Raw genomic sequence first — 12,778 nt, 5'->3', positions numbered from 1 at the left:
GGTGAACGGCAAGCCACTGACCTCCGGTAAGGTCGCCGCCGCCCCCGCACGTGGCGGCGGCAAGGGCATGGCGCTCTTCGTGATCGCGTCGTGCCAGCTGATGGTGGTGCTCGACATCACGATCGTGAACATCGCGCTGCCGCACATCCAGCGTTCGCTGGAGTTCTCGACGACGAACCTGTCGTGGGTGGTCAACGCCTACACGCTCACGTTCGGCGGCCTGCTGCTGCTCGGCGGCCGGGCGGGCGACATCCTCGGGCGGCGGCGGGTGTTCGTCTTCGGCGTGCTGCTCTTCGTGGTCGCCTCGCTGCTGGGCGGCCTCGCCCAGAACGGCGGCCAGTTGCTGGCCGCGCGGGCGCTCCAGGGCGTCGGCGGCGCGATCGCCTCGCCGACCTCGCTCGCCCTGATCAGTACGACGTTCGAGGAGGGCCGCGAGCGCAACCGGGCCTTCGGCGTCTTCGCCGCGGTGTCGGCGGGCGGCGGTGCCATCGGCCTGCTGGCGGGCGGCATGCTCGTCTCGTGGCTCGACTGGCGCTGGGTGTTCTTCGTCAACGTGCCGATCGGGCTGCTCATCGTGCTGGCCACCCCGCGCTGGATCAGGGAGTCCGAGCGCCACCCGGGCAACTTCGACGTCGCGGGCGCGCTGAGCTCGACGCTCGGCATGGTGCTGCTGGTGTACGGGTTCATCCGGGCCGCTCAGGACGGCTGGCGCGACGGGCTGACCATGGCGTCGTTCGCCGCCGCGGTGGTGGCCCTGGTGGTCTTCGTCCTCGTGGAGCGGCGGTCGCGGCAGCCGATCACGCCGCTGCACATGTTCGCCGACCGCAACCGGGCGGGCACGTACGGGATCATGCTGAGCCTCGCCGCCGCCATCTTCGGCATGTTCTTCTTCCTGACGCTCTTCGTACAGAACGTGCTCGACTTCAGCCCGCTGGCGGCCGGGCTGGCGTTCCTGCCGATCAGCGCGATCATCGCGGTCGGCGCGGGCGCCGCCTCGCAGCTGCTGCCGAAGTACGGGCCGAAGCCCTTCATGGTGGTCGGGGCGCTGCTGTGCGCGGCGGGGCTGGCGTGGCTGACGCTGACCGACGTGCACTCCACTTACCTGGGCAGCATCCTGGGGCCGATGCTCCTCTTCGGCATGGGCATGGGGATGCAGTTCGTGTCACTGACGCTGATGGCGCTGTCGAACGTGCCCGTCCACGAGTCGGGGGCGGCGTCCGGACTGCTCAACGCCACCCAGCAGGTGGGCGGTTCCCTCGGGCTGTCCATCCTGGTCACGATGTTCGGCACGGCCAGCGCCAACGAGGCGGACCGGCGGATACCGGCGTTCCTGGCTCAGGCGACGCCGGCGGAGCGGCTGCGCTTCCAGCAGACGCGCGAGCTGCCGCCGCCGTGGGCCGACCAGGTGCTGACGTCCGGCGTATCAGCGGCGTTCATCCTGGCGGCGGTGTTCACGGTGATCGCCGCGCTGATCGCGGTCGTGGTCGTCCAGGTGCGCCCGTCGGACCTCGAGCGCCTCCAGGGCGGGGTGGGCCCGGGACAGCTGTAGCCGTCGCGCCGGGAGCCCTCAGCGCGCGGGGACGCGTACGGTCTCCACCCAGCCGGGCGGCGCGGGCGCGTTCGCACCGATGAGCGCGGCGATCAGGCGGCAGGAGGGCGTCTCGTCCGGCCAGGGGGTGTATCCGTCGGTGAGGACGATGACGATGTTCGGCCGGTCGGGCGTGGCGAGCGCGGACGCGATGCCGACGCGCATGTCGGTGCCCCCGCCGCCGCCGAGGGCGATCTGGTCGGCCGACGTCACCCGGGAGACGGCGTGTACGTCGGCGTCGCAGGCGAGCACGGTGACGCGGTTGCCGCGTACGCCGACCTCCCGCAGGACGCCGGTGATCTCCGCGAGCGCGGCGGCGAGGTCGTCGTCGCCCATCGAGCCCGAGGTGTCGATGACGACGGCGACGCGCGGCAGCGGACGGCGCAGGCTCGGCAGCACGACCCCGCGCAGGGCGGGGGTGCGGCGCGAGGGCCTGCGGTAGGTGTAGTCGACGGCGCCGCCCGCCCAGGCGGCCGCCTCCCGGACCGCTCCCCGCAGGGCCTGGCGCCAGTCGACGGTGGGCTCCAGGACCTCGTCGGCCCAGCGCTGCCAGCCGGCGGGCAGGGTGCCGCGGCTGCGCCGGTGGGCGCGCATGGCCTCGGCCGTGTGCCGGCGCAGCGCCTGCGCCTCGGCCTCGCCGAGCCGGGCGGGGCCCCCGGTGGCAGGCAGCTCCCAGGGCAGGGGCTTGCCGTGGGCGCCGGAGCCGCAGTCGTGCGTGCGGACCTCGGGTGGCAGCCTGGACACGTACTCCTCGAAGAGCCTGCCCGTCGGCAGGTTGAAGAGCCGGGGCTCCATGCGGCCCGCCGGGAGCGGGAGTCCGTCGGCAAGGAGGTCGTCGTTGATCTCGCAGTCCTGGGCGACGTTGACGCGGTGGTGGTCGCGCTGGTCGGCGGCGGGGAGCCGGTCCGCCCGGCCGTGGTGGTCGCGCAGCAGGTGGGCGGCCTCGTGGATCCAGACGGCGGCGAGTTCCGGGACGGAGGTCGCGTCGACGAAGGCGGGCGAGACGTAACACCGCCAGTGCCGGTCCACGCCCATGGTGGGCACGTCGCGGCTGGGCACCACCGTCAGCGCGTAGAGCGCGGAGGCGAGGTAGGGGCGGTCGCTCGCGGCCCGGTAGCGGGCGGCGAGCAGCTTCGTCATGTCCAGGGACGGCGGCGCGGCCACGTACGGACCCTCAGCCGCTGCCGGGCAGGGCGCCGGACATCTGGAGCAGGTCCAGGAAGCCGTCGATGCCGGGCGGTACGGGCCAGCGGGTGTCCCGCAGCGCCGCGAGGTCCACGGCGGCGCGGGCGGCCACGTCGGGCACGCCCGCGTCGACCGCCTTGGCCAGCACGGCCCAGCCGGCTTCCCAGCGCTCGCGGGTGAGGTCGCTCTGGATGGCGGAGACGATCGCGATGAGGAAGGCGAGCTGCCGGTCGCCCCGCTCCGGCAGGCCGAAGGCGTCCGGGTCGGCGAGGACCCGGTCGGGGTCGGGCAGGTCGAGGTGTTCCAGGTACGACAGGAGCTCGATGCCCGCGCCGTCGCCGACCGCGCCGGTGAGCGCCGCCGCCACCGCCTCGCGCCCGGCGCCGGTGGCGTAGCCGGCGGCGAGCAGCCGCAGCGCCATCTCCCAGGTGCGGGGCGACGGCCAGGCCCGGCCCCGGGCCTCGGCGTCGCCGGGGATGTGGTGGGCGAGGCCCGGCCGGGCGGTGAGGAAGCCGGATATCGCGCCGCGGGCGCGCGCGACCGCGCCGGGCGCCTTGGCGGCGTCGACGACGGGGACGGTCATCGCCGGCCACGTACCGGCCATGCCACGGGCCACGGTGCGTGGGTTGTGCGTCCAGTGGAGGTGGACGAAGCGGTTGGCGAGCGGCGGGCTGAGGTGCCAGCCGTCGGCGGCGCTGGAGGGCGGGTTGGCGGCGGCCACGATGCGTACCGACTCGGGCAGCACCAGGCTGCCGACACGGCGTTCGAGCACGACGCGCAGAAGCGCGGCCTGCACGGCGGGCGGCGCGGAGGACAGCTCGTCGAAGAAGAGCAGCCCGCGCCCGGCCTTCGCGAGCCGCACGGCCCAGTCGGGCGGGGCCATGGGGACGCCGGTGGTGGCGGGGTCGTCGCCGACGATGGGGAGGCCGGCGAAGTCGGACGGCTCGTGGACGCTGGCGATGACGGTCTCCAGCGGGAGCCCGAGGCCCGCGGCGAGCTGCTCCAGGCCGGCCGACTTGCCGATACCGGGCTCGCCCCACAGCAGGACGGGCTGGTTGGCCGTCACCGCGAGGGCGAGGGCCTCCAGCTGGGGGTTGGCGGAGGGCTCGGTACGGGTGGCGCGCAGCCTGCGGTTGAGCGCGTCGGCGGCGGCGAGGGGGTCTGCGGCGCGGCCCGGGACCCGGTCCGTGACGGGGTGGTCCGTGGCCGCGTGGTCGGTGGTGCTCACCAGTCCTCGATCTCCTCGCCGTCGAAGTCCTCCCACCAGTCGGCGCCGAGGCCGGGGTGCTCCTTCTCCAGCCGCTCCCTGAGGAACGCCAGGTCGGCCCGCTGGTACTGCATGATGAACTGCTCCACCGACAGGTCCATGCTGTCGACGACGTCGAGCCGGGCCCCGGCGTCGACGAGCGCCTCCACCAGGGCGGGCGACCCGCGCTCCGCCACCGCCGTGAGCAGGGGCGTGCGGTCCAGCAGCTCCCGTGCCTCCAGGTCGACGCCCGCCGCCAGCAGCCGGGGCAGCAGCGGCTCGTGGTCGAGCAGGGGCAGCATGTGCAGCAGCGTGCGGCGGCCGCCGTCGCGCACCTTCGGGTCGACGCCCGCGTCGAGCAGCTCCAGGACGCCCGGGGTGTCGCCGTGCTGGGCGCGCAGGAACAGCTCCTGCCGCTGGTCGCGCAGTGCCCGGGGCAGGCGGCCGGCGCCGGACGTCCACACCTGGTGCGTGGCGAAGCAGCCGGCGACGGCGCCGCCGAAGGCGCGCAGGGCGCGTTCGCGCTGCCGCTCCTCCTCGGTGTGCGGCATGCTCAGCTCCCCGTCGCGGGAGACCACTTGGTGCCACTCGCCACGGCACCGGACCCGTACGGGCTCGGGGGCGGCCGGGCCGGGCGGGCCCACGGGTCCGTCCGCCGGCGGCAGGCCGGGCAGCAGAGACCCGGCGACGAGCGGGTGCAGGTGCCGGGGCGCGACGCCGCCGGTCCGCAGCAGGGCGAGGTCGGCGGGCAACCGCCACAGGGCCTCGGGCATCTTCGGGATGTCCCCGGGACGGTACCGGGGGCGCTCGGCGACGCTCACGCGCAGGCCGCCGTCGGGCGTGAGCTCCAGATGCACCGCGCTGCGCCAGCCGTGGAGGATCTGGAGGCGGTCGGTGCCGAGCGCGTCGGCGAGCCCTCGGGCCTCGGGCTTCAGCCGCGCGAGGTTGAGCGGCAGGCCGGCCAGAACCCCTACGGGATCGATGGCGGACCGGTAGTGCATCGTGGGCGGCGGGGTCAGGTCCAGTTCGATACCGGCGGCGGCGAACGCGCCCTCCACGTCGCCCGCCGCGTGCAGCAGGGTGAGCCACTCGGTGCGGGCCGCCGGGTCGTCGGGGCCCGGGTCGGTCGCGGGCAGTTCGGCGGTGGTGCGGGGCGTGCCGTCGGGGTGAAGGAACGGCGCCCGGTCGGGGCCGCCGCCGCACCGCTCGCGCAGGTCGGCGGCGTACCGCGCGTCCCACAGGTGCCGTGCGGTCGTCCAGTCCACGAGGGTGGCGCCGTCGGGCACCGGCCTCAGCCGCAGGGTGAGCCGCTGCGGCCCGTAGGCCATGGCGGGCGTGGTGACCTGCAGGTGCGGTACGTCGGGGAGTTCGGGCGCGCCGTGGCGGGAGAGGAGGACGGTCAGGCCCGCTTCGAGGGTCGTCCGCCCGCCCAGCAGCCGGGGCAGGTGCCAGCGCAGCAGGTCCGGCGCGAGGTGGCGCAGGTCCTCCTCGACGGCGGCGGCGACGTCGGCGCCGTACTCGGCGGCGGCCTCGGTGAGGTCGAAGGCGATGCGGACGTTGGCCGCCGCGCAGGCGCCGGCCCAGTCGCCGGCCAGGCGGCGCTCGGTGGCACGCTCGATCATCCACCGGGGTACGGCGTAGCGGCGGATGCGCCGCCAGGAGGCCGCCTCGTCGGGTGCGAGGTCGATCACCGGTAGACGCTCCCTATCGCGCGCAGGTCGGGGTGGGTGCGGGCGGCCGGTCGCAGGCGCGCGGCGAAGGAACGCTTCACCTTGCGCGGCAGGCCGGGGCCCAGGCCGACGTACTCCAGCGGGGAGTGGTCGGGTACGGCGGCAAGCAGGGTCTTGGCGCCCCGGCCGGTGAGGCCGGTGTGGCCCAGCTCCAGGCGGCGCAGCGGGCTGCCGGGCAGGGCGTCGGCGAGGGCGCGGACGCCGTCGTCGCCGGTGGCGTTGGCGGGGGCGCCGAGGCTGCGCTCGGAGCGGGGGCGGCCGAGGTCGAGGGACTCGATGGAGCCGAGCGCGTCGGCGAGGGCGCGGGCCCCGGCGGGGCCGATGCCGTTGCCGCCGAGGCCGAGGTGGACGGGGCCGGCGGCGTCGGCGGCGGCCGCCGCGAGGACGGCGGCGCCCTCGTCGCCGAGGTGGTTGGCGGGCAGGTACAGCTCCCGTACACCCGCGTCGCGCAGGAGCGCGCCGAGCAGCGGGGCGGCGTCGGCGGTCAGGCCGTTGCCGCCGAGGAAGAGGCGCTCCACGGGCCCGGGCCGCCCGGTGAGGGCGTCGAGCAGGGCGTGCAGGCCGTCGGTGGTGAGGCCGGTGTTGACCAGGTCGAGGGTGCGCAGCGCGGTGTTGCGGCGGAGCATGGCGGCGAGCGCGCGGACGCCGTCGTCTCCGACCGGGTTGCGCTTGAGCCAGAGGGCACGAACGGTGGTGTCCGTGGCCAGGCGGGCGGCGAGCGCGGCGGCGCCCTGGGGGCCGATGCGGTTGCAGCCGAGGTAGAGGGTGTGCAGGCCGTGGGGCCCGGCGGCGAGGGCGTCGGCGACCGTGCGGGCGCCGTCGTCCCCGATGGAGTTGGTGCCGAGCAGGACGTGCGCGGCGTGCGGGGACGAGGCCGCGACGGGCATCAGGCGGGCGGCGCCCGCCGGTCCGAGTCCCTGCTTGCACAGGTCGACACGGCCGTCCGCGCGTACGGTGCCGAGCGGGAAGGTCTCGTCGGTCTCGACGGGGCGCGCCGAGCGGAGCCGGTCGAGCAGGGGTTCCAGGTCCGCCGGGTCGGCGAGGGGAATGTCCGGGTGCTCGATCGCGGGGCAGCGTACGGGCGTTGGCTGCGTCATCACCACTCCACCGGTCCCGCGCCGGGCGCCCGGGGGCCGGCGGTACCGGCATCGCCGTCCGCCCGCCGCTCCGGACGAACCGACGCCATCGACGTTCTTCCACGACAAAAGGGTGGCAAGACCGGTCGGATTCGAACCGACGTCCTCCAGCTCGATGCGTGGGCGCGACGACCTCTGCGCTACAGCCTTGCCGGGCGTGATCATAGCGCGTGTTGACGCGTACGCGATCACGGGGCGGCCCCGCTCCGCACCGGCCCCCGTCGGGCCGCCCCCGGGGTGCCGGGGGCGGGCCGATGCGACACCGTGCGTCAGGCCGAGGCGGCGGTCTCCAGGGGCTGCCGTACGGCGATGGCGTTGACGCGCAGATGGCACTGCGCGGTGTCACCCACGCTCAGCGCCCGCAGCTTCTCCCCGCCCAGGCCCAGCGTCGCGTTGAGGCAGAGGGCGACGGCGTACAGCTGGTCGCCGGTCTCCTCGTCCTGGAGCGCGAACAGCACGTTGTAGTAGTAGCTCGTGCGGTCCTCGCCCTCCTCGTAGAAGGAGAGGTGCGTGCCCTCCTGCTCCCCCAGCCCGACGAAGGCGCCGGTGAACGCCTCCTCGACCTTCAGCCAGAAGCGTTCGTTGGCGAACGGCTGCCCCAGCGCCTGGCGCACGGCTTCGGTGAGGGAAAGCACCATGACGCTGACGGGCGCGGTCTCCTGGAGGCCCCAGCCGCGGATGATCTTGACGGTGGAGCCGTTCGGGATGGCGCTCGCCGCCCTGCTGATCTCACCGAAGTCGAAGTTCACGGTCGCCGGGGCGATGGCGTGCTGGAAAGCGCCCTCGATGCCCCGCGCCTGCTCCAGGTGGGACGGCCCCACCTCGAAGACCGGCTTGAAGGTCGTCTTCTCCGCAGCGGGCTGTTCGGCCATGGCTGCTCCTCGTGTGTCGTAAGGGGTCGCGCCGCAGCCGAAGTATGCACCCCCGCCGGCGGTCCATGATCAGGGGCCCGGCGCCCCATCGGACCGGACCGGCCTTGACATGACATTTGCGGTGTTTTATCCAGATCGTGAGGAGGTGCGCTCCCATGGCACGTGCAGTGGGTATCGACCTTGGTACGACGAACTCCGTGGTCAGCGTTCTGGAAGCCGGTGAGCCGACCGTCATCACCAACACCGAGGGCGCCAGGACCACGCCGTCGGTCGTCGCCTTCGCGAAGAACGGCGAGGTGCTCGTCGGCGAGGTCGCCAAGCGTCAGGCCGTGACCAACGTCGACCGGACCGCGCGTTCGGTCAAGCGCCACATGGGCGACACGAACTGGCGGTTCCCGGAGCACGGCGACGTCGACGGCAAGCGCTACACCGCGCAGGAGATCTCCGCGCGCGTCCTGCAGAAGCTGAAGCGCGACGCGGAGGCGTACCTGGGCGAGGACGTGTCGGACGCGGTCGTCACGGTCCCGGCGTACTTCAACGACGCGCAGCGGACCGCGACCAAGGAGGCCGGCGCGATCGCGGGCCTCAACGTCCTGCGCATCATCAACGAGCCGACGGCCGCCGCCCTCGCGTACGGCCTGGACAAGGAGGACCAGACGATCCTGGTCTTCGACCTCGGTGGCGGCACCTTCGACGTCTCGCTGCTGGAGATCGGCGACGGCGTCGTCGAGGTGAAGGCGACCAACGGCGACACGCACCTCGGTGGTGACGACTGGGACCAGCGCGTCGTCGACCACCTGGTCAAGCAGTTCAAGAACGGGCACGGCATCGACCTGTCCAAGGACAAGATGGCCCTGCAGCGCCTGCGCGAGGCCGCCGAGAAGGCCAAGATCGAGCTGTCGGCCGCGACGGAGACGACGATCAACCTGCCCTACATCACCGCGTCCGCCGAGGGCCCGCTGCACCTGGACGAGAAGCTCACCCGCGCCCAGTTCCAGCAGCTGACCGCGGACCTGCTGGAGCGCTGCAAGACGCCCTTCCACAACGCGATCAAGGACGCGGGCATCAAGCTCTCCGACATCCACCATGTGATCATGGTGGGTGGTTCGACGCGCATGCCCGCGGTGACCGACCTGGTCAGGGAGCTGACCGGGAAGGATCCGCACAAGGGTGTGAACCCGGACGAGGTCGTCGCGATCGGCGCCTCGCTCCAGGCCGGTGTCCTCAGGGGCGAGGTCAAGGACGTCCTGCTGCTCGACGTCACCCCGCTGTCCCTCGGTATCGAGACCAAGGGCGGCATCATGACCAAGCTGATCGAGCGCAACACCACGATCCCGACCAAGCGCTCGGAGATCTTCACGACGGCCGAGGACAACCAGCCGTCGGTGCAGATCCAGGTCTACCAGGGCGAGCGCGAGATCGCGGCGTACAACAAGAAGCTCGGCATGTTCGAGCTGACGGGCCTTCCGCCGGCCCCGCGCGGCGTCCCGCAGATCGAGGTCTCCTTCGACATCGACGCCAACGGCATCATGCACGTGACCGCGAAGGACCTGGGCACGGGCAAGGAGCAGAAGATGACCGTCACCGGCGGCTCCTCGCTGCCGAAGGACGACATCGACCGCATGATGCGCGAGGCGGAGCAGTACGCGGAGGAGGACCACCGCCGCCGCGAGGCCGCCGAGACCCGCAACCAGGGCGAGCAGCTCGTCTACCAGACCGAGAAGTTCCTCAAGGACAACGAGGACAAGGTCCCGGGCGAGGTGAGGACCGAGGTCGAGTCCGCGCTCGAGGAGCTGAAGGAGAAGCTCAAGGGCGAGGACACCGCGGAGATCCGCACCGCCACCGAGAAGGTCGCGGCCGTCTCCCAGAAGCTCGGCCAGGCCATGTACGCCGACGCCCAGGCCGCGCAGGCCGCGGGCGGAGCCGCCGGCGGCGGTACCGGTGAGGCGCCGGGCGCCAAGCCGGACGACGACGTGGTCGACGCCGAGATCGTCGACGACGAGAAGCCGAAGGGGGACACCGGGTGAACCGCCTGACCGACGTCTCCCGGGGCCCCGGCCCGCCGCTGATGATCACCGGCGCGGGGCGGCGGCCCGACGCGCCGCGGGACGGCGGCCCCGCGGGCCGGCCCGCCGAGGGCCCCCGGGCGCTCCGGGACGCCGAACTCCAGGCGGCCCTGCGCGAACGCACGGCGGACCTCCAGCGGTTGAAGGCCGAGTACGACAACTACCGCAAGCGGGTGCACCGCGACCGGGCCGCCGTCCACGAGATCGCCGTGGCCAACGTCCTCACCCGGTTCCTGCCGGTGCTCGACGCCCTGGACGCGGCCACCGACCAGGGCGAGGTGACCGGCGGTTTCCAGCGGGTCGCGCGGGCGCTGGAGGCCGAGCTGTCCGCGCTGGGCCTGCGGCCCGTCGGCGCGGTGGGCGACGCGTTCGACCCCGTGGTCCACGAGGCCGTCTCGTACCACCCGTGCGGCTGGTTCGACCTCCCCACCTGCACGGTCGTCCTGCGGCCGGGGTACGCGGTCGGGGACCACCTGCTGCGCCCGGCCATGGTGGTCGTGGCGGGGCCGCCGCCGGGCCCGCGCGTCACCGTCCGCCAGGGGCTCTGAGGCCCCGTACACACGGGTCCGCCCCGGCCGGGCGGAGTGCCTGACCGGGGCGGGACACGCGGTACGCGGGGGCGTCAGCCCAGGGTCGCGATCGCCTGGTTGAACGTCTCCGACGGGCGCATGACGGCGGCGCACTTGGCCGGGTCCGGGTGGTAGTAGCCGCCGATCTCGACCGGCTTGCCCTGCACCGCGATCAGCTCGTCGACGATCTTCTGCTCGTTGTCGGTGAGCGTCTGGGCGAGCGGGGCGAACGCCTTCGCCAGCTCGGCGTCGTCGGTCTGCTTCGCCAGCTCCTGCGCCCAGTACAGGGCCAGGTAGAAGTGGCTGCCGCGGTTGTCGATGCCGCCGAGGCGGCGGGACGGCGACTTGTCCTCGTTGAGGAAGGTGCCGGTCGCGCGGTCGAGCGTGTCCGCGAGCACCTTGGCGCGGGCGTTGCCCGTGGTGGTGGCGAGGTGCTCGAAGCTGACCGCGAGGGCCAGGAACTCGCCCAGGCTGTCCCAGCGCAGGTAGTTCTCCTTGACCAGCTGCTGGACGTGCTTGGGCGCGGAGCCGCCGGCGCCCGTCTCGAACAGGCCGCCGCCGTTCATCAGCGGGACGACCGAGAGCATCTTGGCGCTCGTGCCGAGCTCCAGGATCGGGAAGAGGTCCGTGAGGTAGTCACGGAGCACGTTGCCGGTGACGGAGATGGTGTTCTCGCCGCGGCGGATGCGCTCCAGGGAGAACTTCGTGGCCTCCACCGGGGACATGATCTCGATCTGCAGGCCCTCGGTGTCGTGCTCCGGCAGGTACTGCTTGACCTTGGCGATCAGCTGGGCGTCGTGCGCGCGGGTCTCGTCGAGCCAGAACACCGCCGGGTCGCCGGTGGCGCGGGCGCGGGTGACGGCGAGCTTGACCCAGTCCTTGATCGGCGCGTCCTTGGTCTGGCAGGCGCGGAAGATGTCGCCGGTGGAGACGGGCTGCTCCAGGACGACGTTGCCGGCCTGGTCGACGAGGCGGACCGTGCCGTTGGCGGCGATCTCGAAGGTCTTGTCGTGGCTGCCGTACTCCTCGGCCTTCTGCGCCATGAGGCCGACGTTCGGCACGGAGCCCATGGTGGCCGGGTCGAAGGCGCCGTGGGCGCGGCAGTCGTCGATCACGGCCTGGTAGACGCCGGAGTAGCTGCTGTCGGGCAGGACCGCGAGGGTGTCGTGCTCCTGGCCGTCCGGGCCCCACATGTGGCCGGAGGTGCGAATCATGGCCGGCATGGAGGCGTCGACGATGACGTCGGACGGCACGTGGAGGTTGGTGATGCCCTTGTCGGAGTCGACCATCGCCAGCTCGGGGCCCTCGGCGAGCTCGGCGTCGAAGGAGGCCTTGATCTCGGCACCGTTCGGGAGGGCCTCCAGGCCCTTGAGGATGCCGCCGAGGCCGTCGTTCGGGGACAGGCCGGCGGTGGTCAGCGCCTCGCCGTACTTCGCGAACGTCTTCGGGAAGAAGGCGCGTACGACGTGGCCGAAGACGATGGGGTCGGAGACCTTCATCATCGTGGCCTTCAGGTGCACCGAGAAGAGCACACCCTCGGCCTTGGCGCGCTCGACCTGGGCCGAGAGGAACTCGCGCAGCGCGGCGGCGCGCATGACGGACGCGTCGACGACCTCGCCCGCGAGGACCGGGACCGACTCGCGCAGGACGGTGGTGGCGCCGTCCTCGCCGACGAACTCGATGCGCAGCGTGTCGTCCTGGGAGACGACCGCGGACTTCTCGGTGGAGCGGAAGTCGTTCTCGCCCATGGTCGCGACGTTCGTCTTCGACTCGGGGCTCCACGCGCCCATGCGGTGCGGGTGGGTCTTGGCGTAGTTCTTGACCGACGCGGGGGCGCGGCGGTCGGAGTTGCCCTCGCGCAGGACGGGGTTGACCGCGCTGCCCTTGACCTTGTCGTAGCGGGCGCGGATCTCGCGCTCCTCGTCGGTCTTGGGGTCGTCCGGGTAGTCCGGGAGTGCGTAGCCCTGCTCGCGCAGCTCGGCGATGGCGGCCTTCAGCTGCGGGATCGACGCCGAGATGTTCGGCAGCTTGATGATGTTGGCCTGGGGGGTCTTGGCCAGGTCACCCAGCTCGGCGAGGGCGTCGTCGATGCGCTGCCCCTCCTGCAGGTACTCCGGGAAGACCGCGATGATCCGGCCCGCCAGGGAGATGTCACGCGTCTCCACGGTGACACCGGCCGTCGAGGCATACGCCTGCACCACGGGCAGGAACGAGTACGTCGCCAGGGCCGGGGCCTCGTCAGTGTGCGTATAGATGATGGTCGAGTCAGTCACCGGGTGCTCCGCTCCACGTCTGCAACATTGCTCGACATCAAGATATCTCCTGATCGACCTGTTCTCGACAAGGGCCCGGGACCGGTGTGTGGCGGCGCGCCGCCGGGGGCGCA

At 73.0% G+C, this 12,778-nt stretch carries 9 protein-coding genes and 1 pseudogene; 3 read left to right on the top strand and 7 right to left on the bottom strand.

The window, feature by feature from the left end; genetic code table 11:
* The first annotated feature begins 67 nt into the window (after positions 1-67).
* A complete protein-coding gene (locus ABZX67_RS29250; RefSeq protein WP_355366375.1) occupies positions 68-1,549 on the top strand; it encodes an MFS transporter in 1,482 nt (493 codons plus the stop codon).
* A gap of 18 nt (positions 1,550-1,567) precedes the next feature.
* Here the strand turns inward: ABZX67_RS29250 and ABZX67_RS29245 are convergent, their stop codons facing one another.
* The 6 genes and pseudogenes from ABZX67_RS29245 to ABZX67_RS29220 all read right to left on the bottom strand — a co-directional run bounded on the left by ABZX67_RS29245 (position 1,568) and on the right by ABZX67_RS29220 (position 7,757).
* Positions 1,568-2,728, bottom strand: coding sequence for a VWA-like domain-containing protein (locus ABZX67_RS29245; RefSeq protein ID WP_355366372.1), 1,161 nt, complete (start codon positions 2,726-2,728; stop codon positions 1,568-1,570).
* 34 nt (positions 2,729-2,762) lie between these two features.
* Entirely contained in the window at positions 2,763-3,899 is a 1,137-nt protein-coding gene (locus ABZX67_RS29240) for an AAA family ATPase (RefSeq protein ID WP_355366369.1), read from the bottom strand.
* Between the two features lie 98 nt (positions 3,900-3,997).
* Positions 3,998-5,710, bottom strand: a complete 1,713-nt coding sequence (locus tag ABZX67_RS29235; protein WP_355366310.1) for an ankyrin repeat domain-containing protein — start codon at positions 5,708-5,710, stop codon at positions 3,998-4,000.
* Positions 5,707-6,846, bottom strand: a complete 1,140-nt coding sequence (locus tag ABZX67_RS29230; protein WP_355366307.1) for a gala protein — start codon at positions 6,844-6,846, stop codon at positions 5,707-5,709. Before ABZX67_RS29230 ends, ABZX67_RS29235 begins: the two co-directional genes overlap by 4 nt.
* Before the next feature lie 113 nt (positions 6,847-6,959).
* A pseudogene (locus tag ABZX67_RS29225) lies at positions 6,960-7,035 on the bottom strand.
* A gap of 119 nt (positions 7,036-7,154) precedes the next feature.
* A complete protein-coding gene (locus tag ABZX67_RS29220) occupies positions 7,155-7,757 on the bottom strand; it encodes a Type-2Aa cytolytic delta-endotoxin (protein ID WP_355366304.1) in 603 nt (200 codons plus the stop codon).
* A gap of 155 nt (positions 7,758-7,912) precedes the next feature.
* Between ABZX67_RS29220 and dnaK the strand changes: the two genes are divergently transcribed.
* The gene (gene dnaK / locus ABZX67_RS29215) at positions 7,913-9,784 is read left to right on the top strand and encodes a molecular chaperone DnaK (protein WP_355366301.1); all 1,872 of its coding nucleotides are present in this window, start codon (positions 7,913-7,915) and stop codon (positions 9,782-9,784) included.
* Complete coding sequence (gene grpE / locus ABZX67_RS29210; RefSeq protein ID WP_355366298.1) at positions 9,781-10,371, top strand: nucleotide exchange factor GrpE; 591 nt, start codon at positions 9,781-9,783, stop codon at positions 10,369-10,371. Before dnaK ends, grpE begins: the two co-directional genes overlap by 4 nt.
* A gap of 74 nt (positions 10,372-10,445) precedes the next feature.
* Here the strand turns inward: grpE and ABZX67_RS29205 are convergent, their stop codons facing one another.
* Positions 10,446-12,665 (bottom strand): NADP-dependent isocitrate dehydrogenase, encoded by a 2,220-nt coding sequence (locus ABZX67_RS29205; RefSeq protein WP_355366295.1) that lies wholly within the window; start codon positions 12,663-12,665, stop codon positions 10,446-10,448.
* Between the last annotated feature and the right edge of the window lie 113 nt (positions 12,666-12,778).

Source organism: Streptomyces sp. NPDC003036 (assembly GCF_040611175.1).
Lineage (GTDB): Bacteria > Actinomycetota > Actinomycetes > Streptomycetales > Streptomycetaceae > Streptomyces.
Note: the sequence above shows the minus strand (reverse complement) of the source record. Positions and strands in the feature narration are given on the sequence as shown.